The organism is Bradyrhizobium sp. 26S5, from assembly GCF_036923295.1.
Lineage (GTDB): Bacteria > Pseudomonadota > Alphaproteobacteria > Rhizobiales > Xanthobacteraceae > Bradyrhizobium > Bradyrhizobium septentrionale.
Genome location: NZ_CP145948.1, coordinates 4,728,293 through 4,751,388, shown reverse-complemented (window position 1 = coordinate 4,751,388; position 23,096 = coordinate 4,728,293). Strand labels below are relative to the sequence as shown.

The 23,096-nt window shown below is 64.4% G+C and carries 24 protein-coding genes and 1 pseudogene; 10 read left to right on the top strand and 15 right to left on the bottom strand.

The window, feature by feature from the left end:
• Nucleotides 1-540 carry an SRPBCC family protein gene (locus V5279_RS21950; protein ID WP_338700924.1) on the bottom strand — a complete coding sequence of 180 codons (540 nt, stop codon included), beginning with the start codon at nt 538-540 and terminating at the stop codon, nt 1-3.
• 146 nt (nt 541-686) lie between these two features.
• Nucleotides 687-1,441, bottom strand: a pseudogene (locus V5279_RS21945) (AAA family ATPase).
• A gap of 409 nt (nt 1,442-1,850) precedes the next feature.
• Between V5279_RS21945 and V5279_RS21940 the strand changes: the two are divergent.
• Together V5279_RS21940 and V5279_RS21935 are read left to right on the top strand one after the other, a co-directional pair.
• Nucleotides 1,851-2,102 (top strand): hypothetical protein, encoded by a 252-nt coding sequence (locus V5279_RS21940; protein WP_166295777.1) that lies wholly within the window; start codon nt 1,851-1,853, stop codon nt 2,100-2,102.
• Between the two features lie 447 nt (nt 2,103-2,549).
• Nucleotides 2,550-2,705: a hypothetical protein gene (locus V5279_RS21935; protein ID WP_338700920.1), complete on the top strand. Its 156-nt coding sequence runs from the start codon at nt 2,550-2,552 to the stop codon at nt 2,703-2,705.
• A gap of 714 nt (nt 2,706-3,419) precedes the next feature.
• Here the strand turns inward: V5279_RS21935 and V5279_RS21930 are convergent.
• The 4 genes from V5279_RS21930 to V5279_RS21915 form a co-directional block, all read right to left on the bottom strand.
• Nucleotides 3,420-4,295, bottom strand: coding sequence for a PCC domain-containing protein (locus V5279_RS21930; protein ID WP_338700918.1), 876 nt, complete (start codon nt 4,293-4,295; stop codon nt 3,420-3,422).
• A 4-nt stretch (nt 4,296-4,299) separates the two neighbouring features.
• A complete protein-coding gene (locus V5279_RS21925; RefSeq protein WP_338700916.1) occupies nt 4,300-5,940 on the bottom strand; it encodes an acyl-CoA synthetase in 1,641 nt (546 codons plus the stop codon).
• A gap of 205 nt (nt 5,941-6,145) precedes the next feature.
• Nucleotides 6,146-6,547 carry an SPW repeat protein gene (locus tag V5279_RS21920; protein WP_166295786.1) on the bottom strand — a complete coding sequence of 134 codons (402 nt, stop codon included), beginning with the start codon at nt 6,545-6,547 and terminating at the stop codon, nt 6,146-6,148.
• A gap of 174 nt (nt 6,548-6,721) precedes the next feature.
• Nucleotides 6,722-7,666, bottom strand: coding sequence for a tetratricopeptide repeat protein (locus tag V5279_RS21915; RefSeq protein WP_338700914.1), 945 nt, complete (start codon nt 7,664-7,666; stop codon nt 6,722-6,724).
• Nucleotides 7,667-7,766: 100 nt separating this feature from the next.
• Between V5279_RS21915 and V5279_RS21910 the strand changes: the two genes are divergently transcribed.
• A complete protein-coding gene (locus tag V5279_RS21910) occupies nt 7,767-8,039 on the top strand; it encodes a GNAT family N-acetyltransferase (protein ID WP_166295791.1) in 273 nt (90 codons plus the stop codon).
• An 11-nt stretch (nt 8,040-8,050) separates the two neighbouring features.
• Here V5279_RS21910 and V5279_RS21905 read toward each other — a convergent pair whose 3' ends face one another.
• On the bottom strand, nt 8,051-8,842 hold the full coding sequence (locus tag V5279_RS21905) for a fumarylacetoacetate hydrolase family protein (RefSeq protein WP_338700911.1): 792 nt from the start codon (nt 8,840-8,842) through the stop codon (nt 8,051-8,053).
• A gap of 102 nt (nt 8,843-8,944) precedes the next feature.
• Nucleotides 8,945-9,352, bottom strand: a complete 408-nt coding sequence (locus tag V5279_RS21900) for a DUF3597 domain-containing protein (RefSeq protein WP_029082671.1) — start codon at nt 9,350-9,352, stop codon at nt 8,945-8,947.
• A 289-nt stretch (nt 9,353-9,641) separates the two neighbouring features.
• Between V5279_RS21900 and V5279_RS21895 the strand changes: the two genes are divergently transcribed.
• A complete protein-coding gene (locus V5279_RS21895) occupies nt 9,642-10,553 on the top strand; it encodes a DUF2189 domain-containing protein (protein ID WP_338700909.1) in 912 nt (303 codons plus the stop codon).
• 230 nt (nt 10,554-10,783) lie between these two features.
• Nucleotides 10,784-11,599, top strand: coding sequence for a lytic murein transglycosylase (locus V5279_RS21890; protein ID WP_338700908.1), 816 nt, complete (start codon nt 10,784-10,786; stop codon nt 11,597-11,599).
• A gap of 162 nt (nt 11,600-11,761) precedes the next feature.
• Here V5279_RS21890 and V5279_RS21885 read toward each other — a convergent pair whose 3' ends face one another.
• Complete coding sequence (locus V5279_RS21885) at nt 11,762-12,046, bottom strand: hypothetical protein (protein WP_029082674.1); 285 nt, start codon at nt 12,044-12,046, stop codon at nt 11,762-11,764.
• A gap of 732 nt (nt 12,047-12,778) precedes the next feature.
• Between V5279_RS21885 and V5279_RS21880 the strand changes: the two genes are divergently transcribed.
• The 4 genes from V5279_RS21880 to V5279_RS21865 all read left to right on the top strand — a co-directional run bounded on the left by V5279_RS21880 (nt 12,779) and on the right by V5279_RS21865 (nt 16,043).
• Complete coding sequence (locus tag V5279_RS21880) at nt 12,779-12,931, top strand: DUF1127 domain-containing protein (protein ID WP_016846063.1); 153 nt, start codon at nt 12,779-12,781, stop codon at nt 12,929-12,931.
• A 110-nt stretch (nt 12,932-13,041) separates the two neighbouring features.
• Nucleotides 13,042-14,475: a methylenetetrahydrofolate--tRNA-(uracil(54)-C(5))-methyltransferase (FADH(2)-oxidizing) TrmFO gene (gene trmFO / locus V5279_RS21875; RefSeq protein WP_338700891.1), complete on the top strand. Its 1,434-nt coding sequence runs from the start codon at nt 13,042-13,044 to the stop codon at nt 14,473-14,475.
• 5 nt (nt 14,476-14,480) lie between these two features.
• Nucleotides 14,481-15,584 carry a serine/threonine protein kinase gene (locus tag V5279_RS21870; RefSeq protein WP_338700889.1) on the top strand — a complete coding sequence of 368 codons (1,104 nt, stop codon included), beginning with the start codon at nt 14,481-14,483 and terminating at the stop codon, nt 15,582-15,584.
• Nucleotides 15,585-15,587: 3 nt separating this feature from the next.
• Nucleotides 15,588-16,043 (top strand): DUF1488 family protein, encoded by a 456-nt coding sequence (locus V5279_RS21865; RefSeq protein ID WP_338700887.1) that lies wholly within the window; start codon nt 15,588-15,590, stop codon nt 16,041-16,043.
• 71 nt (nt 16,044-16,114) lie between these two features.
• Here V5279_RS21865 and V5279_RS21860 read toward each other — a convergent pair whose 3' ends face one another.
• The 5 genes from V5279_RS21860 to yajC are packed head-to-tail and all read right to left on the bottom strand — an operon-like array spanning nt 16,115 to nt 20,405.
• Nucleotides 16,115-16,978, bottom strand: coding sequence for a phytoene/squalene synthase family protein (locus V5279_RS21860; protein WP_338700885.1), 864 nt, complete (start codon nt 16,976-16,978; stop codon nt 16,115-16,117).
• Nucleotides 16,975-17,358 carry an Mth938-like domain-containing protein gene (locus tag V5279_RS21855; RefSeq protein WP_338700883.1) on the bottom strand — a complete coding sequence of 128 codons (384 nt, stop codon included), beginning with the start codon at nt 17,356-17,358 and terminating at the stop codon, nt 16,975-16,977. The genes V5279_RS21860 and V5279_RS21855 overlap by 4 nt, the downstream gene beginning before the upstream one ends.
• Before the next feature lie 6 nt (nt 17,359-17,364).
• On the bottom strand, nt 17,365-18,393 hold the full coding sequence (gene secF / locus V5279_RS21850; protein WP_166295815.1) for a protein translocase subunit SecF: 1,029 nt from the start codon (nt 18,391-18,393) through the stop codon (nt 17,365-17,367).
• Between the two features lie 10 nt (nt 18,394-18,403).
• Nucleotides 18,404-20,008, bottom strand: a complete 1,605-nt coding sequence (gene secD, locus V5279_RS21845; RefSeq protein WP_338700880.1) for a protein translocase subunit SecD — start codon at nt 20,006-20,008, stop codon at nt 18,404-18,406.
• A gap of 40 nt (nt 20,009-20,048) precedes the next feature.
• Nucleotides 20,049-20,405: a preprotein translocase subunit YajC gene (yajC, locus tag V5279_RS21840; protein ID WP_166295821.1), complete on the bottom strand. Its 357-nt coding sequence runs from the start codon at nt 20,403-20,405 to the stop codon at nt 20,049-20,051.
• A gap of 190 nt (nt 20,406-20,595) precedes the next feature.
• On the opposite strand from yajC, the gene V5279_RS21835 reads away from it, so the two are divergent.
• Nucleotides 20,596-21,567 (top strand): ATP-binding protein, encoded by a 972-nt coding sequence (locus tag V5279_RS21835; protein ID WP_338700877.1) that lies wholly within the window; start codon nt 20,596-20,598, stop codon nt 21,565-21,567.
• A 97-nt stretch (nt 21,568-21,664) separates the two neighbouring features.
• Here V5279_RS21835 and V5279_RS21830 read toward each other — a convergent pair whose 3' ends face one another.
• Nucleotides 21,665-23,047 carry a LysM peptidoglycan-binding domain-containing M23 family metallopeptidase gene (locus V5279_RS21830; RefSeq protein ID WP_338700875.1) on the bottom strand — a complete coding sequence of 461 codons (1,383 nt, stop codon included), beginning with the start codon at nt 23,045-23,047 and terminating at the stop codon, nt 21,665-21,667.
• Nucleotides 23,048-23,096 lie beyond the last annotated feature (49 nt).

Sequence of the window (23,096 nt, the reverse complement as noted above, 5' to 3'; positions counted from 1 at the left end):
TCAGCTGCCGCTCTCGATCTTCTTCTTCAGCGCCTCAAGGCCGGCGCGGTAGAGCCCGGAGACCGCCTTCACCGCGGCTTCGTCGCTCAGTTCCGGCGGCGGGTCGTTGTTCGGAAAACCGCGATAGAACGCGCCGGTCCATTCCAGCTTCGTCTTGCCGCCGGGTGCCGGCGACAGCGACAGCGTCGAGGAATAATTGGTGACCGGCAGCACCTTCACGTCAACCGCCGTGATCCGGTACGAATAGCTCATCATCTCAGGCTCGTATTTGTAGAGCTCCTCGTCGACCGTGGCGCCGGGCGAAAGCGTCAGCCGCCGCGTGGCGCCGATCTCATTGCCCTTCTCGCCCTCGGTCTTGCTGACGCCGGGAAGCCAGCTCATGTCCTGGAAATTGCCGATCACCGCCCACACTTTGGCCTGCGGCGCATCGATCTCGATCGATTCCCGCACCTTCTGCCGGGTCGGCCCATGGGCCCAGGCGGCCCCCAGCACAGCCAATGCCGCCACCACGACGCCGGCCTTCGCGATCGCTCTCCTCATGTCGTCTCCCTGATCTGTCGGTCTGTCGCCAAGCGCGTGCCGAAGCTTATGGGTCGAGGTTTAGACCGGATCGGGGACCGGCTGCTAGCACCAGAGCGAAGTCGCGGGCGCGGTCTTCCCCGGGAGGCAAGCCTGACTGGCCCCCCTCACTCCGCGATTGCCGCCTCGACGAACCCCTTCGGGTCGTCGCAGAATTCGCGCATGACCTTGTAGTGATCCGTGTCCCTCAGGTTCACCGGCTCGAGCCCGTACTTCGTCAGCCGCAGCAGCGTGGCGTTCGGATAGGCCATCAGGACAGGCGAATGCGTGGCCATGATCACCTGGCAGTGGCCAGTGCCGTTCATCCGGTGCAGCAGCTTGAGGAACTCGATCTGGCGCGCCGGCGACAGCGCCGACTCCGGTCATCGAAGATGAAGATGCCTTGCCGCTGGCAGCGCTCCTCGAAGAAGCGCAAAAAGCCCTCGCCGTGCGAGTGCGATAGGAAGTCGGCATAGGGGCTGGCGACGGAGTCGAGATACCTGGCGACCGAGAAGAAGCTCTCGGCGCGGAAGAACCAGCCTTTGGTGATTTTCGGCAGCCAGCTCGCGCGGAGCGCGGTCGCAAGCGAGCCGCCCATCTTCTCGACCGCGTTGCCGTGATCGACCGGCATGTAGCCCTTGCCGCCGCCGGCGTCATCATAACCGGCCATCACGGCGATGCCCTCGAGCAGCGTCGACTTGCCGGTGCCGTTCTCGCCGACGATGATGGAAACAGCCTTGTCGAAGTTCAGCTCGAAGTCGTCGCGCAGCAGAGGCAACACGAATGGGTAAGCCTCGCGGTCCGGGATCCGCGCGGGATCGAGCCAGACCCGCCGCAGGTATGGCGCGGGCATGTTGATCGGGCGGTTTCGTCCTTTGGCCATTCGTCCTGCCTCCGCCGTTCTGCGGCCGCGCGAGCGACAATCCCAGACCGAGATCGACCCGTCAAGAACATAGCAGGAACATCATCGCTGACGCGCTCCGCCGACGCGGAACCCCGGCCATATTTTGGCCATAGCCCATTTCTTAAAGGCCTGAGCGGGGCATGTTCCCGCCTCGCGAGCGTCGCCGGACCGATGCGGTCCCTTCGCTACCAAACGCAGATCGTCGCTGCGCCCCTCCCCACACCAAGGATCCTCTGCCAACAACAAGAAGGACTTTGTAATGCGTAAACTTCTGACTGCGGTTGCCGTGCTTTCGGCCCTTGCTTCTTCTGCCGCCGAAGCCCGCGGCCATCACCGTCATCGGCATCATGCACATTCCGGCCGTCCAGCCGCGTGGTGCGGATGGTTCATGCGCACCCAGGTCGGTAGCGATCCGGGTCCGCAGTTCAACCTGGCGCGATCCTGGGCGCGATACGGCAGCAATGCGGGTGGCCCTTCGGTCGGCGCGATCGTGGTTTGGCGTCACCACGTCGGCAAGATCGTGGGCCAGCAGAACGGCCAGTGGATCGTACAGAGCGGCAACGACGGCCATGCCGTGCGCACACGGCCACGATCACTCGCTGGCGCCATTGCGTTCCGAAACGCATACGCTTCGTTCTAGGGGAACCACGGTCGTATTGCCCGCCGGTATACGAACCGTTCATAACGGCCACCTACGCTGAGCGCGGGCTTCGCCCTGAGGCCCTCAGACGGGCGTCGTCGCCTGAGTTGACCAGGCGGCGGCGCTTGGCCTGTGGTCGCTGCGATCAAGTTGCGCGCGCGGTGGTGGCAGCCTGAGAAGCCGCAATATGCCTGGACGTCGTAATCGCGGCGAATGTGACCGCCAAGCCAAATACAATTGAAAAAACGATCAAAGCAAAACGTGGCGTCATCGACGAGCCTCCTACCCCAGGACGCCCCCCTTTTCGCAATTCTAGTCGGCCGCGGGCTTTCGTTTCAAGCGCGCTACGGCGCGCAAGTGGGTTACGCCGTTTGCGACTTTCGTTGCAGATAGCCGGGATTGAAATCAGCCAGCGCTTCGAACTCCCCGCGGTTCGGAGGCCAAACAATGTCCGCACGCTATTCCAACAATCCTCGTTTCCATATCGGCGACGTCAGCATGCGCAAGGGCCGCTCGCGCGAAATCGGCTCGCACCGCACGGCGCAGACCTGCGTCAGCGCGATCGACCTCGACATCAACATCCATGTGCGCAAGCGCAGGTAGCCCCCTGCCACTGAGTTGCCCGACGGCGCAAGCCCCCATGACAAAAATATTTCGGTTTATCGGAACGATGACTTGGTGTATGAATTTGCTGTCTCACCCGATCGAGGGGCGCTTCGCGATCGTCACGAACGCGGTGTGAGATGCGGTGGACGCGGAGCGTGTGACTGACGAGAGCACGCAATGCGGACGGTGAAGTCGTGTGGTCCTGACGCCCTAGCGGCAGGTGTCTCGTCGCAACACGCGAAGGCGTGATGCGAAGGCGGTGACAAGCAAGCCCAGTCTCGCCGGGGAGAGCACGAAGTAAGCCGTAACCCATCGCGCAGGGAAAGCCGGATTGCTCCGGTTACACCTGTGGTCCTACCCCCGTGCTTTCTACCTTTTGCACGGGGGCCATGGGTGCGATCGGCACCCGGCTTTCCCTGCGCCCTCTGTTTGAAGAGGGCGAAACGAAGAGCAAAGCTCGGGCAAATCATGTCGCGAGAATGCCATGTATGACTCGCAGACCGCGCAACACACTCCGTGTCGTCCCGGCGCAGGCCGGGACCCATAACCACGAGTGCTGATTGTTGCGCTACGCTGGAACGACGGGTGCCGTTCACTACATCTGCCGCGGCGTATGGGTCCCGGCCTTCGCCGGGACGACGACGGTGAAGCGGCGATATCGGTCCCTGCTTTCGAAAGCAGGGACAACCCGACCGAGACAACACCCCACCCCTAAGGCCGCTCCGTCTCTTCCAGCACCTCGAGCGCCAGCTCCATCGTCATCAGCACCGGATTGTCGCCGCGCACCAGATGTCCCTCGGCGATGCCGCCGAGATAGTCGACCAGCGCGATGTCGAGCTCAGCGTGCAGCCGGCCATCCGCATCAGGCGCGATCTCGCCTGCGGTCACCGCAAGCTCGGTCGCGAACGGCACCACGCTGTGGCCGTCGGTGAAGACGGCGCCGATGGTCGAGCCGACACCGCCATGCAGCCGCGCGCGCAGGATGCCGTGCTGGCGGCAAAAGCCTTCCAGCGCGCAGGCAAAATCCTGGTTCGGCCGCAGCCGCAACGCGTAGGCATGGCGCGTGGTCTTCGCCCCGCGCGGCGCGGTTGCGACCGGACCGAACAGCTTGAAATTGGTCTCGCTGTCGGGCTCCGCCAGAAACGTCGCGCCGTCGATCCCGAACGCATTCACCTCGAACGGCTCGGCGACGATGGTCTCATCCGGCAGCATGTGGCCACCGTTGATGCGGCCACAGGCCTCGGTCCACAATCCGTGACAGTGAAAGAACGGTGCGCCGTCGCGTTCGCCGAAGGTCAGCGCCGCGAGCTTGAGCCGCGTCACGCCGTCGGGACGGAACGTGTCGCTGTAGAACGCGGCGTTGACGCCGTCCTTCGACAGCGCCGGCATCACATAGGCGAACGGGCCGAGCGCGCCGGCCTTCGTGCTCAGCACGCCGCCGGCAAATCCTTCCGCCGCAAAGCCGCGGCGCACGGCCTCGAGCAAGGGAATGCCGGCCTCCAGCACGAATGAAAAGGGGCGGCCGCGCGCGGCGACCCACTGGATGCGCTCGGGGATGGGAGCGCCGGGCTGGGCGATGCTGCGCATCGCCTCACGCGCCCGTCGATTTGGCGATCACCTCGAGCAACCCGCGCGCCTCGAGCTCGTCGCGGATCAGCCGCTTCGGCACCTTGCCGTAACCCGACTTCGGCAGCGCCTCCCAGAAGAAGAAGCGCTTCGGCATCTTGTAGCGCGGCACTTTTGGCGCGAGATACGCCGCAAGCTCCGCCTCGCCGACGGCCTCGGCGCCCTCGCGCGCGACGCAGACGGCGACGCCGACCTCGCCCCAGAACGGATCGGGCACGCCGAGCACCGCGACCTCGCCGACCGCAGGATGCGTCAGCAGCTTCTCCTCGATCTCGCGCGGATAGATGTTGGAGCCGCCGGAGATGTACATGTCGGAGGCGCGGCCGGTGATGTAGACAAAGCCCTCCTCGTCGATATGGCCGAGATCGCCGGTGCGGAACCAGCCGTCGCGAAACGCCTTCGCATTGGCCTCGGGGTTGTCGTAATAGCCGGCGAACACGCCGGGGCCGATCACGCAAATCTCGCCGGTCTCGTGCGGCTTCAGCTCGCACCCGTCGTCGCCCTGGATCGAGACCTGCATGCCGGTGCGCTCGAAGCCGCAGGTGCCGATCCGCGCATGCGGGCCGTCCTCGGGATCGTGCAGGCCGGGCGGCAGCACGGTGATATTGCCGGTGACCTCGCCGAGCCCGAAATACTGCACCAGCACACCGCCGAGCTTGCTCAGCGCCGCCTTCTGGTCCTCGCGATACATCGGCGCGCCGGCGTAGATGATGTAGCGCAGCGAGGAATGATCATGCTGGTCGGCAGCGGGATGCTCGACCATCATTTTCAGGATGGTCGGCACCGTGAACATGTTGCTGACGCGGTGCTTGGCGATCAGGCGGAACGCCTCCGCGATGTCGAATTTCTCCGACGGCAGCAGGATGGTCGGCACGCCGCGCGCGGTCTGCACCAATTGATGCACGCCGGCGCCATGCGACAGCGGCGCCACCACCAGCGAGGCGTCGTCTTCGGTGGTGCCGGGCATCAGGTCGGCGAGATGGTTGGTGATCACGAAGGCCATCTGGCCATGGGTCAGCACCGCGGCCTTGGAGCGGCCGGTGGTGCCGGAGGTGAAGAAGAACCAGCAGGGGTCGTCGTACTCGATCGCGACGTTCTGGACCGCAGCGCCGGCGTGTTTGGCGATGACGTCACCGAGCGTCGCCTCGCCGAACGTGCCCTCCTCACCGATCCGCCAGACGAATTCGAGCGCGGGATTGGCGGCCGCCTTGGCGTGCTCGGGGAAATCGCTGTGGCACAGAAACGCCTTGGCGCCGGAGGCTGCCGCCAGATAGGCGACCTCGTCCGGCATCAGGCGGAAATTGGTCGGCACCCAGACCGCGCCGAGCCGGAAGGCCGCGAACATCGACCAGAACATCTCGTCGCAGTTCTTGGAATGCACCAGGATACGGTCGCCCTTGACGATGCCGCGCGCGGCGAGCGCCGCCGCCAGCGCCGAGACGTTCTGGTCGATATGGCGCCACGACCAGGCCTTCTCGTTCCAGATGAAGCCGGGGCGATCGCCGTGGCGGCGGGCGTTCTGGGTCAGGATGTAGGCCAGGTTCATCACCCGGCGCGACACCCGCGCGATCCCGCCGCGCGGCGCGGTCGAAGCCTCCCTGCTCATTGCTGCCCCGCCAACACGCACAGCAGACTGGGCAGGATCAGGACGGTCATCGGGTATTTCCTCGGTCAGAACCGGGCGTCTTCAAGCGCCGCAAGGGGATGGTGCTGTCCGGTTTATCGCCAAGCCGCAGCCTTCGGCAAGGCCCGACCGCCGCAGCGCCATGATACCGCGGCGGCGGTCAATCCGTTGGTCTTGGACCGGGCCGCTACTGCGGATGCCTGGCCAGTTCCTGCTCGCTCAGGTTCCAGTCCTGCCAGAGCTGCAACGCGCCGATCATGGCGACCAGCGCGCCGAGCAGGATGTGCCAGAACTGCAGCGCCTGGTCTTCGGAGTAGCCAAAGACCAACGGCGATGCCATCAGCCAGAGGCCGAGCAGGATGCTCGCCACCTCCTCCCAGCGATGCAGCGCGACATATTCGAGCTGGGAGACGCCCAGCACCAGCATCCCGACCATGAAGCTGTTGAGGACGAGATGGCTGCGCTCGATATCGACGGCGCCGCTGACCTGCATCGGAAACCAGGGCGAGACCATGATCAGCACGCCGAGCAGCATGCCGACCCAGTCCTCCCAGGGGCGATGTATGTTGAAGAAACGATTGTTCGACATGACCAACCTCCTTGCGACAAGGGGCATACGTCAGCGGCCACTCCGTACAGACAGACCATCCGGCCGCGTCAGGGGCGTATGTCTGATATCAAACCTAATCGAACCGTATCGGCCCGCAAGGCCCTGGCAAGCTGTGTGCGACGCGGCAGAAGCGCCGGCCGACCGGATCGAACCTCACCGTGCCGCGCCGAGGCGCTCCAGCGCCTCCTGGGCGGTCTTGAGATCCGGCCGCAGCTCGAGCGCCTTGCGGAAATCGGCCGCGGCCCCCTTCTTGTCGCCAAGCTGCATCTTGCCTAGCCCGCGGTTGCTCCAGGAATAGGCGTCATTCGGATCGTATTGCAGCGCCTTGTCGTAATCGGCGATCCCGCCCTTGATGTCGTCCTGATAGAGGCGGATCAGGCCGCGGTTGCGCCAGCCGCGCGCGTCCGTCGGCGCGATCTTCGCCGCCTCGCCATAGTCGGCAGCGGCGCGGTCGAGCTGATTGATGTCGCGATAGACATTGCCGCGGTTGATATAGGCGAGCACGTTGGGCTCGAGCTTGATCTCAGTGGTGTAGTCGGCGATCGCATGCGCCGCATCGCGCTTGCGGAAATAGGCAAAGCCCCGATTGCCGTAGGCGGTGGCGAGCTGCGGATTGTATTTGATGGCGAGGCTGAAATCGGCCAGCGCACGGTCGAGATCGCCCTTGGTAGCCCAGGCGTCGCCGCGATTGTTGTAGGCCAGCGCGAAGGTCGGATCGATACGGATCGCCTCGTCGTAGTCGGCCATCGCATGATCGAGATCGCGCTTGAAGGCGTAGACGCGGCCGCGATTGGAATAGGCGCAGGCGTAGGCAGGATCGAGCTTGATCGCCTCGTTGAGGTCGGCGAGCGCGGCGTCGAGCTCGCGCTTCTCGGTCAGGCCGTGGCCGCGGTTGCAATAGGCCCCGGCCAGCCGCTTGCCGGTCTCGGTCTTGCCGTCGATCACGGCGTTGCAGGCCGTCACACGGTCACCCGGCGCCGTCGTCAGGCCGACGCAGGCCTGCCAGTTCGGATCGTCGCCGGCGGCGGCTTGCGGAGGATTTGGCAGCGTCAGGGCGGCGCCGAGCAATGCGGCGGTCAGGCAGGCCAAAATGCGCATATCGTCAATCCACAAATGCCAATTTGCGGGTTGGTCGCGGCTTTGCACCGGCGGGTTCACGCGCTTAGATCAGGGCCTGTGAATCAACCGGGATTTTGCGATGGCTGCCGTCCGCGACAACAAGGCCGAGAGGCGCTTCGAGCTCGACACCGAGGGCGGTACAGCCTTTGCGAACTACCGGCGAACGCCGTCGGCCGTGATCATCACCCATACCGAGACGCCCCGCGCCCTGCGCGGCCGCGGCATCGCCTCGGAGCTGGTCAAGGGGGCGCTGGAGCTGATCCGCGCCGACGGCCACAAGGTGATCGCCGGCTGCGGCTTCGTGGTGGACTATCTCGGCAAGCATCCGGAATATGCGGATCTTGCGGGCTAGCGCCTTATCCGTCAGACGATCTTGATCGACATGTCCGGCAAGCCCTCGAGCTTGCAAAGCAGCACGTCGCCCTTGACGACCGGGCCGACATTCTCCGGCGTGCCGGAATAGATGATGTCGCCGGCCTTCAGCTCGAACGCCTCGGACAGCTTTGCGATCTGCTCGGCGACGCTCCAGATCATGTTCTTCAGATCCGAGCTCTGCCGCACCGTACCGTTGATCGCGAGCGAGATCGCGCCTTGCGTGAAGTGGCCGGTCTTATCAGCCGGGTGGATCGGCCCAAGCACCGCCGCGTGGTCAAAGCTCTTGCCGATCTCCCACGGCTTCTTCTCCGCGGCCATGCCGTTCTGCAGATCGCGCCGCGTCATGTCGAGCCCGAGCGCGTAGCCATAGACGTGATCGAGCGCCTTCTCGGCAGGGATATTGGTGCCGCCGGATTTCAGCGCCGCGACCAGCTCGACCTCGTGGTGGTAATTCTTGGTCAGCGAGGGATAGGGATGATCGGCGACGGTACCAACGGCGACGTTCTGGATCGCGTCGGTCGGCTTCTGGAAGAAGAACGGCGGCTCGCGCGTCGGATCGGAGCCGCGCTCGATCGCGTGCGCCGCATAGTTGCGGCCGATGCAGTAGATGCGGCGGACCTGGAACACCTCGGCCTCGCCGACGATCGGGATCGTCACCGCCGGCACCGGAAATATCGCCTTCGGTCCGGCCTGCGCGTGGGCCGGCGCGGATTGCGCGGCGGCGCCGGCCAGTGCAAAGGCGCCGGTCGCAAGCATGGTCCGGCGGTCGAGATCAGTCATGGGCGTTCTCCTTGTTGTTGGCCGATCTATAGATGTTCGCCGCCCCATAAAAAAGGGCCCGCGCTGGCGCGGGCCCTGGCCGTGTGCGGGATCGCTGTCCCGTCAGTGCTTGATATCAGGAGGCAGCTTGCCGCCATTGGCGGCGAGCTTACCCATCACCTGCTTGTGCAGCCAGATGTTCATGCTGGCGGAATCGCTGGTGTCGCCGGAATAGCCGAGCTCCTTGGCGAGCTCCTTGCGGGCCGACAGGCTGGAATCGATGTCGAGCGCCTTCATCAGGTCGACGATCGAGGTCCGCCACTCGAGCTTCTCGCCCTTCGCGGCGACCGCCTTGTCGAGGATCGGGGCGACGTCAACGGACTGGGCGGGCGCCGCACCGGCGGGCACTGCGGCGGGAGACGGCGACGTGCTGCCGGATCCTCCGGCGGGAGCTGTGGTGGTGCCGCCGGCGGGCGCGGCACTCGCGCTGCTGCCGAAGATCGCGCCCATGATTTTTCCGAAAATGCTCATCGTTCGCTCCCAAGAGAGTTGAGATGTGAAGGCCAGACGGCGCTGGGACGCCTGACCGAGGTCGCCGATAAAGTGTATCGCCCCCACCATAGCCTGCCAATGCGACATTTCACTTAAGCGTGAGTGCTTTTGGCGCGGTTTGGGAGTAGCCTCAATGCACAGTTCGCGACACGGCCAGTTCCCTGCTTTGTCTTTCGCGTCTGGCTTGCTCGTGATCGTTTCGAGAGGCGGTACGTTTGTGCCCGCGTGCCGGGCGCAAAATGCGACCGTCCAGAGGGAGACAACGACCATGGCCAGTCAATACCAAGGCAATGTCACATCGATGACGCCGAGCGGACAAGGCACCGCGTCTGCGCCTGTCATCCGCACCATCGGCCTGTCCAATTTGCATCATGCGCTGCGTCTCGGCTGGGAAGACTTCAAGGCGGTGCCAAGCCACGCCATCATCCTGTGTCTGATCTATCCCGTGCTCGGCCTCGTGCTGGCGCGCACGGTGCACGGTTATTCCGTGCTGCCCCTGCTATTTCCGCTGGCCGCGGGCTTTGCCCTGCTCGGCCCGTTTGCCGCGATCGGTCTTTACGAGATGAGCCGCCGCCGCGAGGACGGCGGGGAAGCGTCCGCGTGGGACGCCCTGGAGGTATTCCGGTCGCCGTCGTTCGGCGCGATGCTCGGGGTCGGAACGCTGCTGTTCGCGCTGTTCGTGACCTGGATCGCGACCGCCCAAGCGATCTACACGGCGGTGTTCGGCTATGAGACCGCGGCCAACATCCCCGATTTTGCCGCGCGCGTGCTGACCACCCAGCAAGGCTGGTGGCTGATCGTGGTCGGCTGCAGTGTCGGCTTCCTGTTCGCGCTCGTGGCGCTGTGCATCAGCGTGGTCGCCTTCCCAATGATGCTGGACCGCCAGGCAAGCGCCGGCGAAGCGATGGTGACGTCGATGCGCGCCGTGGCACAGAACCCGGTGCCGATGGCCGCCTGGGGCCTGATCGTCGCGGTGCTGCTGTTGCTCGGCTCGATTCCGTTCTTCCTCGGGCTTGCCGTCGTGATCCCGCTGCTTGGTCACGCCACCTGGCATCTCTATCGCGAGGTCATCGTCAAGGATCCGAATGCGCGGCCGGTGATTCCCGAGCCGCGCGAGCGCAAGCCCGCCGCGGACTTCCCCGCCAACCTGTTCCCGTGGCGGCGCAGCGATCGCGGGTAAGCGCTGGCCGAATGTGAACTCGTGAACGTCAAAGCAACCGCCGACCGATGCTTGGCCGGCGGTTTTGTTGTCCTGACCGTCAAATGGATTTGAGATTGGCGTGGCATTTGCAGCGCCATCTGAGATAAATCGATCGATCAAGAGCCTTGTTTTGGCCGCTGTTGCCGCGAACATACCGCCGGATTCCGCGACCAATCGATGACATCGCAGACTCCGGAGTGAATTGCCCGATGACCTCTCACCTTTCCTTTCGCACGCTCGCCATCGGCGCGTGGCTCGTGACCTCGACGGCGTCTGCGCTCGCCGCCCCGTGCGGCACGGGCACGTTCGAATCCTGGCTCGATGATTTCAGGAAGGAGGCTGCGGCGAAGGGCATTTCGCAGAACGCGATCCAGGCCGGACTGAATGGCGTCACGCAGGACAAGGCGATCCTGGCGCGCGACCATTCGCAGCAGGTGTTCAGCCAGACGTTCGAGCAGTTCTCCGGCCGCATGGTGCCGCCCCGGCTCAACCGCGGCTCCGACATGATGAAGCGCTACGGCTCGGTGCTGTCGCGAATCGAGGAGGCCTATGGCGTGCCGGGCGAAATCCTGGTCGCGATCTGGGGGCTGGAGACCGATTTCGGCGTCAACACCGGCAAGTTTGCGACCATGCGCTCGCTGGCGACGCTCGCCTATGATTGCCGCCGTTCCGACATGTTCAAGGCCGAGCTGATGGATGCGTTGCGCATCGTCGAGCGCGGCGATCTTGCGCCGCAGGAGATGCGCGGCGCCTGGGCTGGCGAGCTCGGCCAGACCCAGTTCATGCCGTCGTCCTACATCAAGTTCGCGGTCGACTTCGACGGCAACGGCAAGCGCGATCTCCTGCGCAACGTGCCCGACGTGCTGGCGTCGACGGCGAATTTCCTGAAGAGCCATGGCTGGAAGCAGGGCAAGGGCTGGGAGCCGGGCAGCGAGAATTTTGCGGTGATCCAGCAGTGGAACAAGAGCGAGATTTACGCTCGGACGATCGGCTACTTCGCGACCCAACTCGCCAAGGCGCCCTAGCGCTTTGGAGCTCGGACCGGCTTGCGTGGCGGCGAGCCAGGACGACCGCCAAGACGAGAAGCCCGAACTTCGGCGCTGGTTCGATCAGCGCTGATCCTGCCCGGATGAATCAAAAAGGCCGATCGCCCCAGGCAATCGGCCCTTATCGCCATGATCAAAAGCTTACTTCGCCATGCTGGCTTCTGCAGCCTTGCTGAGGTGCGCGCCGCAAGCGCCCCACTTGTTGTTCAGCATCGCGTCCTGGGCGAGCGAGACTTCCTTCTCCGCCGCGAATTTGACCTCGTTGTCGGCCATAGCTTCGACAGCCGCTTCGGTCTTGCCGAGGTTGTCACCGCTGCAGCCGAGGCCCGCATGATGATGATGCGCGGCCTGAGCGGGAGCGACGGCGTAAGCAACGGCAGCTACGGTGGCTGCTGCGATCAATGTCTTGATCATGAGATGTTCCATCTTTTGTTCTTGAACAGAAACCAGCGTGATTGCGGAATCTGCAGAACGATTTATCGCTGTTCCCGGCAGCGTTCAGAATGAACTTCGTGCGATCCAAATGTGATGAGCGTTGCGCGCGGATCGCGCATGCGTTGCATAGTGTTTTGATTACATGCCCGTAAGGAAGCGCCGCCGCATTAGCTTTGCTGCAGCTGTTCACTTCAACCGAAGCGCGTTTCCGGTAATCAGCAAGTCGATCTGCGCAACATGCCGACCGAAAGCCAAATATGAGGCAGCCACAGGATCGAATTACCTCTCGAATCAATGCGACCGATTGACGCTGCAATCATTCAGCGCCGTCGAGATAATACAATGAACTGGTGATCATTCTTACGTCACGATTCTGCATGCGAATCACGCATGGAACACATCGAAGTGATCCGTCTCTAATGGGTGCGCCAGAAGTTGATTGAACGGTCCTTAATTACCACATAAGCAAAGTCTTTAGATATGCTGAAATTCTCTTAACCTACTGATCTCAGGAATATTTCTCCGGGAGATACAGCTCCTAGGGAACGTCCGTCCGGAGAGCGGCCCGCGATACCCGGAACGGTTAATCGAAGCTTACCTCCGCCATGCGTTTTGAGCTTAGCTGCATCGCACCATTGGAACTACCGCGCTGCACCATATCATCTATATTCACTTCAACGATGAGGCGTTGAAAAGCTGAATCGGAACTACTAGGAGACTACCATGTTGCTCTCGCTCATCCGCATGATCCAGGCTTTCCGGGATTATCAGCGCAATGTCAGCGAACTGTCCCAGCTCAGCGATCGCGAACTGGCCGATATCGGCCTCGACCGCTCGGACATTCCGCGCGTTGCCGCCGGTACCTACAACGGCTAATCGGCCGCAAGCCATCTGATGAACGGATAACGCCCGCTCCTGCAGCGGGCGTTATCGTTTTTGGCGCGGTTTCAGATGCATATGGAATCAAAACGCGCTAACGCTGCGCGATGACACCGCATCAATCCTCTTCCCAACCCGTGCACATCGTGGGCGCGGGGCTCGCCGGCTCGGAAGCCGCCTGGCAGGTCGCCAATGCCGGCATCCGCGCCGTCCTGCATGAAATGCGCCCGCACCGGATGACCGAGGCGCACCGGACCGAAGGCTGCGCCGAACTGGTCTGCTCGAACTCCTTCCGCTCCGACGATGCCGCCAACAACGCGGTCGGGCTGCTGCACGCCGAGATGCGGCGGCTGGGCTCGCTGATCATGCGTTCGGCCGACGCCAACCAGGTGCCCGCCGGCGGCGCGCTGGCGGTCGACCGCGACGGCTTTTCCGCCGCCGTTACCAAGGCGCTGAACGAACATCCGCTGATCGAGATCAGCCGCGAGGAAGTCGCCGGCCTGCCGCCGGCCGACTGGAGCAACGTCATCATCGCCACCGGTCCCCTCACCTCGGCGCCGCTCGCCGACGCCATCAGGCAGCTGACCGACGAGAGCGCGCTCGCGTTCTTCGACGCGATCGCGCCGATCGTGCACAAGGATTCCATCGATATGTCGGTGGCCTGGTTTCAGTCGCGCTACGACAAGGTCGGCCCGGGCGGCACCGGCGCCGACTACATCAACTGTCCGATGACCAAGGAGCAGTATGACGCCTTCGTCGCGGCGCTGCTCGATGGCGAGAAGGTCGACTTCAAGGATTGGGAGACCAACACGCCCTATTTCGACGGCTGCCTGCCGGTCGAGGTGATGGCCGAACGCGGTCACGAAACGCTGCGCCACGGGCCGATGAAGCCGGTCGGATTGACCAATCCGAACAATCCGACGGTCAAGCCCTATGCGATCGTCCAGCTGCGGCAGGACAACAAGCTCGGCACGCTCTACAACATCGTCGGCTTCCAGACCAAGCTGAAGCACGGCGCGCAGCAGCGTGTGTTCCGCACCATCCCGGGCCTCGAGCAGGCGGAGTTCGCCCGCCTCGGCGGCCTGCATCGCAACACCTTCCTCAATTCGCCAAAGTTGCTCGACGGGCAATTGCGGCTGCGCGCGCAGCCGCGGCTGCGCTTCGCCGGGCAGATGACGGGCTGCGAGGGTTACGTCGAGTCGGCCAGCGTCGGCTTGATTGCCGGGCTCTGCGCCGCCGCCGAGATGCGCGGCGCCGCGCTGACGCCGCCGCCGGCCACGACCGCACTCGGCGCGTTACTCGGCCACATCACCGGCGGCCATATCGAAACCATCGAATCCGGCCCGCGCTCGTTCCAGCCGATGAATATCAATTTCGGTCTGTTCCCGCCGCTGGCCAGTCCTCCGACCAAGAAGCCGGACGGCTCGCGACTGCGCGGCAACGAGAAGACGGTCGCCAAGAAGCAGGCGATCAGCGCGCGGGCGCTCGCCGACCTCGACCATTGGATCGCAGAGCACCTGCGCATTGCAGCGGCGGCCTGACCATCATGAGCTTGCCGAAAGACGACGACGCGACGCTGTCGGCGCGATGGCGCCAGGGTGTCCTGCTCAAGCGCGATGTGTTCTCGACCGTCGAGCGCGGCCGCTTCCGCGCCGATGACGGCGAGGTCGACGGCGTGCTGCGCCGGCTCGATCAGGTGCCGTTCTGGTCGTTCCTCGTGGCGCTGCATCTGTTCTCGCGCGAACGCCGCGCGCTGACGCTGGCGTGCGACCTCGACGTCGGCCCCAAGTTGCTGTGGGCCGGCAAGCGCGCGCTGGTGCGCGGCTTCATCGACGGCGTGGCGCTGCATCTGGCGAAGCCGCACGGCGACGTCGCTTATTTCCGCTCCGCCAAGGCCGCGTTGCGCAAGCTGCATCGCGCCGGCATCTGCCACAACGACCTCGCCAAGGAGCAGAACTGGCTGGTCGGCCGCGACGGCCGCGCCTACCTCACCGACTTCCAACTCGCCGCCTGCTTCAAGAGCCGAAGCCGGCTGTTCCGCATCGCGGCCTATGAGGATCTGCGGCATCTCTTGAAGCACAAGCGCAGCTACGCGCCGGAGGCGTTGACGCCGAAGGAGCGCAAGGTGCTCGCCAAGAAGTCGGCGGTAGCCAGCATCTGGCTCAGGACCGGCAAGAAGGTCTATCAGGCTGTGACCCGCGGCATCTTCAATTTCACCGACCGCGAGGGCGGCGGCCGGCGGCTGGTCAACGACGCCCCGGTGCTGGTCGATCTGATCCGCAGGAATCCTGATGTGCGCGACACCGCGATCGTCGCCTTTGCCGACCGGCGCGTCGGCGTCGGGCTCTATGCCTTCGTCGAGGCCGACCAGTCCGCGCTGGAACGGACGCTGCGCAGCGAGCTTGCTGCAGCCAAGGGCGTCAAGCCGCCCGAACACATCCAGATCGTGCATGCGCTGCCGCGCGATGCGGCCGGCAAGCCGCGCACCGAAATCCTGCAGCTCGTCGCCATGAACCAGATCGACCTGATCGAGCCGATGATGCGCAGCGATGCCGATCGCGAGTTCCTCAAGGACATCCTCGAGCAGCGCAAGAATCTGCGCGATCGCTTCAATTTTGAAGTAGCCGAGATGGATCGGCCGGCGCGCTAAAGCATGATCCGGAAAAGTGCGAAGCGGTTTTCCGAAAAGATCATGCTCAAACAACAAGCTAAAGCGCGACGACGATCCAACCCAATCGCATCGCGCTTTAGCGCGCACACTCTCGACAAACGCAGCTCGACGCGCCAATCTTGCGGGGCTAGCGCGCCTCAAGGAACAAGCTTAATGCCACTCACCCGTGGCCGTATCGGGGGATATAATTCCGAACGCCTGGCGTTCGGATTCACCATGATGCACGGCGATCAGGAAATTGAATGCCAGATCAGCGATGCCGCAATGGACGAGCTGGCCGGCACGCGCGGAACACCGAGCCTGGCCCGGCAGGCGCAATTCGTTGCGCTGCGCGACGCCATCGAGATGATCGCGTCCGACATCTTTGACAGCGGTCCGGTGGTCAAGGGCGTAACGATCCGGATCTTCACCAAGCACATCTCGAAAGAGCCGAGTTGAGCATCATCTTCGCGCAAACGCTTCGCGTTTGTCGCGAGCGAAAACCGCTTCGCACTTTTCGGGATGATGCTTTAGCGACCGAATTCCTCGGTGCGCGCAGCTCGCCACAAGGTCCAGAGCGTGCGCAGGCGCGAGACCGGCTGCGGCAGGAACGGATCGTTGTCGGCCCTCTTCGCCCGGTTCAGCTCGCGCCTGACATGAGCGAGCGGCAGAAAGATCGGCCGCACGCCCGACGGGACATCCGCAAGCAGCCCGAATGCGGTCTTGAGATGGGCCTGCGCCTCGTCCGCGAGCTGATCGATCGCCGCACGGATGTTCGGCGTCGGCTTGCCGAGAAACACCTCTTCCTTGCTGCTGCCGTGCTGCTGAAGCAGCGGTAGCGGCAGAAACAGCTGTTGCCGCAAGGCGTCGCGGCCCAGCGCCGCGATGACCTGCGCCATGCCCTGGGCAAGGCCGGCATGACGGGCCAGGTGATCGATCGCCTCCGATGGCCGCGCCACGATGCGCGTGGCCTCCGAGAACAGCGCAGACGCCGTAGCGTCAAGATAGCCCTCGAGCGCGGCCAGCGACGGCATCGGGTCGTTGTATAGATCGAACTGGTGCTCCTCGACCAGCTGCGACAACGGCGAGACCGGCAGGCGATGATTGCGGATCGCCTGCAGCAGTTCGGCTGCGACCGGATTGCCTTCGACACCGCCATGCCCTGCCCCGGCCAGCATGTCGGTCCACCATTGCAGCCGCATCTCGCCGGGCAGCGGCTGGCTGACCTGCTCTTGCACGCGCGAGACCTCGATGTTGAAGGCGTAGAGCGCAAGCAGCGCCCGGCGTTCCGGACCCGGCATGAACAGGGTCGACGCGTAGCGCACGAAGTCATGGGTGCGCACCAGATCGGCGCAGAAGGCCGCGCCGTCCTTTGGCGCCTCCGCCGCGCTCATGGCACCGCGATCAGCGCCGCCGCGACGCGGCGCCGCTCGCCCAGCATGATGTTGTAGGTGCGGATCGCAGGCCCCGTCTGCATCGGGTCGAGCACCACCCGCACCGCGCGCAGGGCCTCGCGCAGGCCCTTTGGCGGTACCCAGACCTCGGTGCCGGTGCCGACGATCAGCGTGTCGATCGCATTGGCTGATGCGAACACCTTCTGCAGCGAATATTCGTCGATCTCCTGCGGCCTGGTCACCGGCCAGGCCCAGATCGCGTCAGGCAGGCACAGCAGCGAGCCGCGGTGCGACATATCGGCGAACGCGAAGCCGCCCTTGCCGTAAGCCTCGATCGGCGCCGACCTCGGAAGATGGGGAGCGTCCGAGGAGTTGTTCATGACCGGCTACTTCTTGGCTGCCGCCGCGTCCGGCTTCTTGGCCGGCGCATCCTGCGCCTCGCCCCGCGTGGTGTGAACACCAAGATAGATCAGGATTGGCGCCGCGATGAAGATCGAGGTGTAGGTGCCGACCAGCACGACGCCGAACATCATCACCGCAGTGAAGCTGTGAATCGCCTGGCCGCCGAACAGCAGCAGCGCGAGCAGCGCCAGGGTCACGGTGACGTGGGTGATGATCGAGCGCGACAGCGTCGAGTTGATCGATTCGTTGAGGAGCTGCGGCATCGGCATCTTCTTGTAACGTCGCAGCATCTCGCGGATACGATCGTAGATGACGACGGTATCGTTGAGCGAATAACCGAGAATTGTCAGCAGCGCCGCGATACTGGTGAGATCGAAATCGACCTGAGTGATCGACATGAAACCGATCGTCAGCACGATATCGTGGACGTTGGCGATCATGGCGCCGAGCGCGAACTGCCACTCGAACCGGAACCAGAGATAGATCAGGATGCCGACGATCGCGAGCATCAGGCCGAGCATGCCGAACGCCAGCAATTCGCCTGAGACCCGCGGTCCTACCACTTCGACCCGCCGGTATTCGACGGATTCGCCAAGCGCGCCCCGCACCTTCGTCACCGCATCCTGTTGCGCCTTATCGCCGCCGGGCTGCTCGGCGACACGGATCAGGACTTCGGCCGGACCTCCGAACTGCTGCAACTGCACCTCGCCGAGACCAAGACCGTTCAAGGTCGTGCGCATCCCGGCGATGTCGGCGGTGCCGGACTTGGCCCGTACTTCCAGCAGTGTGCCGCCCTTGAAGTCGATGCCGAAGTTCAGGCCGTGGGTGAAGAACAGGGTGATGGCGAGGATCGAGAGCAGCGCCGAGATCGGGAAGCTGATGCGACGGAAGCGCGTGAAATCGAAATGCGTATCGTCGGGCACGATACGCAGCGCCGGCAGCAGGCCGAGCACCGCGACCACGGTCAGCACGGCGATCAGGATGCCAAGGCCAATGAGAACGATATGAGTCACAACAGGCCTCTCAGATCGGCACGGTTTGCGGCCGCTTCCACCGCACCCACCCGGCGACGATCAGGCGCGTCAGGGTAAAGGCGGTGAACACCGTGGTGATGATGCCGATGCCGAGCGTCACGGCAAAGCCGCGCACCGGTCCGGTGCCGATGTAGAACAGCACGGCGGCAGCGATGAAGGTGGTGATATTTGAGTCGAGGATGGTCGCCAGCGCCCGCTTGAAGCCGGCGTCGATTGCCGAGATCGCGTTGCGGCCGCCGCGCAATTCCTCGCGGATGCGCTCATAGATCAGCACGTTGGAGTCGACCGCGATGCCGACGGTCAGCACGATGCCGGCGATGCCGGGCAAGGTCAGCGTGGCGTTGAGCAGCGACAGCAGCCCGAAGATCATGGCGACGTTGATGGCCACGGCAATGTTGGCGAACACCCCGAACAGCCGATAGGTGAGCAGCATGAACACGATGACCAGGATCGAGCCGACATAGGCCGCGAGCTCGCCCTTCTCGATCGAGTCCTGCCCGAGGCCGGGACCGACGGTGCGCTCCTCGACCACGGTCAGCGGCGCCGGTAGCGCGCCGGCGCGCATCAGGATCGCCAGATCGTTGGCCGACTGCACGTTGAAGCTGCCGGAGATCTGGCCCTGTCCGCCGGTGATCGGCTCGCGAATCACGGGTGCCGAGATCACCTTGTTGTCGAGCACGATCGCAAACGGCTGCCCGACGTTATCGGCGGTCGCCTGAGCGAATTTGCGGGCGCCCGACGTATTGAACTTGAAGCTGACGATCGCCTCGCCGGTGCGCTGGTCGAAGCCGGGCTGGGCGTCGGAGAGCTCGCCACCGGAAACAAGAACCTGCTTCTTGACGACATACGGAACCGGCGGCGGCGACGCGCTCATCAACAGTTCGGAGTCCGGCGGCACCCGGCCCTGCTGGGCCTGATCGGGCGACACCGACGTGTCGACCATCCGGAAATCCATCTTGGCGGTTTCGCCGAGCAGCTTCTTCAGCCGCGTCGGGTCCTGCAGACCCGGCACCTGCACCAGAATGCGGTCGGTGCCTTGACGCTGGATTACAGGCTCGACCGTGCCGAGCTCGTTGACGCGGCGTTCGACGATCTGGATCGACTGCTCGATGGTCTTGCGCATCCGCTCGATCATCGCGGGCTGCGACACGGTCAGACGGATCAAGCCGCCGCCCGCATCGGTCACGTCGACGTCGCGCTGGCCGCTGGAGCCAAGCAGGCCGCCGATCGGCTGCGCGACCTCGCGAAGTTTCGCCAACGCCGCTGGAACGTCGGCCTCCTTCGCGATCTTAGCCTCGACGCCGTCGTTGCGGATCTGCACGCCCCCGGTGAAACTGATCCGGGCGTCACGCAGCGCCTTCCGGGCATCGTCGCGAACCTGCTCGAGCTTTTCCTTCTTCACGTAGTTGGCGTCGACCTCGAGTAGCAGATACGAGCCGCCCTGCAGGTCGAGGCCGAGTACGAGACGCCGCTGCGCCCAGGCCGGCCAGGTCTTGACCTGCGCCTCGGGAAAGAAATTGGGCACGGCGCACAGGCAGACCACCAGCGCTGTCAGGATGATCCCCAGCGCTCGCCACCGCGTGAAATACAACATCGAATTGACCTGTCAGATTCGGCAAAAGGCTCCGCGGCGATCAGCTCGCGGACGCCTCGTCCTTGGCGTCGCCCTTCGCCGGCTCACCCTTGGTCCGCACGCCCGAGATCATCTGGCGCATCTGCCGCACGCGAACGCCGTCCGAAATCTCGAACTCGATCTGGTCGTCGTCGACCACCTTGGTCACCTTGCCGACGAGGCCGCCCGAGGTCACCACGGTGTCGCCGCGGCGGATGTTCTTCACGAGGTCTGCGTGATCGCGCACCTTCTTCTGCTGCGGGCGCAGAATCAGGAAGTACATGATGACGAAGATCAGCGCGAATGGCAGCAGCGACATCAACATGCTGTTGGTATCAGTGCCAGCTCCAGCCTGAGCAAACGCAGGAGTAATCAGCATTCGGACGATCCTCGGATAAGACGGGAAAGAACCGGCAGCGCCCTCGGATTCGGGGCGGTATGGCGGTCCGGACAAATTCGCGCGGACTATAGCGGCCGCGGTCCCAATTGCAACGTTAACGGACCTTCATTTAGGGCGCTTGCGGGACCGCCGCCAGCCCGATAAGGCTGCGCCGTCAGGAACTGGACAAATGCCGAAAAAAGCCAAAAAAACCACCAGTAAAACCGCCCCCAAAACCGCCAGCAAACGCGCGGCGAGAGCCGCGACAAAACGCCCGGAAACGCCGCTCGACGGCGCGACCGCCGAGCGGATCGCGAACGCCCTGGAGACCATTGCGAGCCGGCTTTCGGCTGCCTCCCCGGCCGCCGATCCGGCCGAGTCGTTCGGTGCCGCGGACGCCTTTGTCTGGCACCCGGATGGGCGCCTGGCCCCGGTGCCACGCGTCAGCCGCGTCGAGATCGGCCTGCTCAAGGGCGTCGACCGGATGCGCGATATCCTGATGGAGAACACCGAGCGTTTCGCCAACGGACTGCCCGCCAACAATGCGCTGCTGTGGGGCGCCCGCGGCATGGGCAAGTCGTCCCTGGTGAAGGCCACCCATGCCAGCATCAATGTCGACCGCAAGCCGGCCGACCGGCTCAAGCTGATCGAGATTCACCGCGAAGACATCGAGAGCCTGCCCGGCCTGATGGAGCTGCTGCGCAGCTCGTCATTCCGCTTCATCGTGTTCTGCGACGACCTCTCCTTCGACGGCAACGACGCTTCCTACAAATCGCTGAAGGCGGTGCTCGAAGGCGGTATCGAGGGGCGCCCCGACAACGTCATCCTCTATGCGACCTCGAACCGGCGGCATCTCCTGGCGCGCGAGATGATCGAGAACGAGCGCTCGACCGCGATCAATCCGGGCGAAGCGGTCGAGGAAAAGGTCTCGCTGTCTGACCGTTTCGGCCTCTGGCTCGGCTTCCATCGCTGCAGCCAGGACGAGTACCTCGCGATGGTGAAGGGCTATTGCGATCATTACGGCATCAAGATCGCCGAAGACGAACTCGAGCGCGAGGCGCTCGAATGGTCGACCACCCGCGGATCGCGCTCCGGCCGCGTCGCCTGGCAATACACCCAGGAACTGGCGGGCCGGCTTGGCGTGCGGCTCGCCGGCCAGTAATCGCATCAACGATCAAAACAAAACGGGGGAGGCTTGCGCTTCCCCCATTTTCTTTGTTGTGAGACTTGGAAGTCCCTTGGAAGTCCCGGCGCGTAACTTATGCGCCGTTGAGGAACTGGAGCGGATCGACCGGAGACGATCCCTTGCGAATTTCGAAGTGGAGCTGCGGCGAACCCGCCTCACCCGACTGGCCGGATTTGGCGATCACCTGGCCGCGTTTGATGGTATCGCCGCGCTTGACCAGGATTTCGCTGGCATGGGCGTAGGCGGTGACGTAGCCGTTGGAATGGCGGACCAGCACCAGATTGCCGTAGCCCTTCAGCTCGTTGCCCGAATAGGCGACGACGCCGTCTTCCGCCGCCTTCACCGGCGTGCCTTCGGGCACAGCGACATTGATGCCGTCATTGACCTTGCCGTTGGTCTTCGAGCCATAGGCGGTGATGACCTTGCCGCGCACCGGCCAGCGGAAGGTCGGCAATGCGCCGGTGGCTTCGCTCGACTTGGTGGCTGCGGGCGCTTCTGCGGCAGCAACGGGCTGTTCGACAGTCGCGGTCGGCTGAACCAGCCGCGCACTCTGCTGCGGCAGCGCGGTGGCGACGACCTTCGGAGCTGCCAGGGCCGGCACCGGGGCCGCTGCGACGGGCGCAGCAGCAACAGCTTGCGCAACGGGCGCGGGAGCCGCCATCGCAGTCTTGGCGCCGGGCACGACGATCTTCATGCCGAGGCTGAGCCGCGCCGACTGATCGAGATTATTGGCGCGGGCAAGCTCGGCGACCGGGATGTGGTGCTGGCGCGCGATGCTGTGCAGCGTGTCGCCGCGATTGACATAGTGGATGCCGGCAGGCGCGGCTGCCACGGCAACAGGACGCGCGGCCGGCGCCGCCATCGCGGGTGCCGCGGCTGACGCCGTCGGGCGCGGAATGATCAGCTGCTGGCCAGGCGACAGCGCGCGCGGTCCCTTGTAACCGTTGGCGCGCAGGATCTCGGCCGACGAGACGTTGTAGCGGCGCGCCAGCACGTCCAGCGTATCGCTGGTGCCGACGATGATGGTGGTGCCGTTATGCCCGGCATGCGCCGCGGCGACCGAACGCGGAACGGTGCCGGTGGCTTCGATCTGCGGGCGCGCGGGCGGCGGGGTGTAGGACGAAAGCCCGCGCCCTCCGCCGGAGACGCCAGCGCCGGCGACCGGATAGGATTGCGGCGCCGCAACCGGCGGCGGCAATGGCTGTGACTGATACTGGGAATACTGCGGTTGGGTGCGCGGCCGTTCGTATTGCGGCAGCTCGCGCGGCGGCTGTGCCTGCTGCTGCACGGTGCCGGTCGGCTGCGGATCAAGCGCAAACGGATTTTGCGAGTAGGAGTTTTGCGAGAAGCGCGACGACATGTCGGCGCTGCAACCGGCAAAAGCCATAGACATCAGCGTCAGCACCGCAACCTGCGGCACGCGACGCGAGCGAAGCAACTCGACAACCCCAGACATGGTTACTCACTCGTACGCAACAAAAGACTGTTTTGAGTAAACACGTACC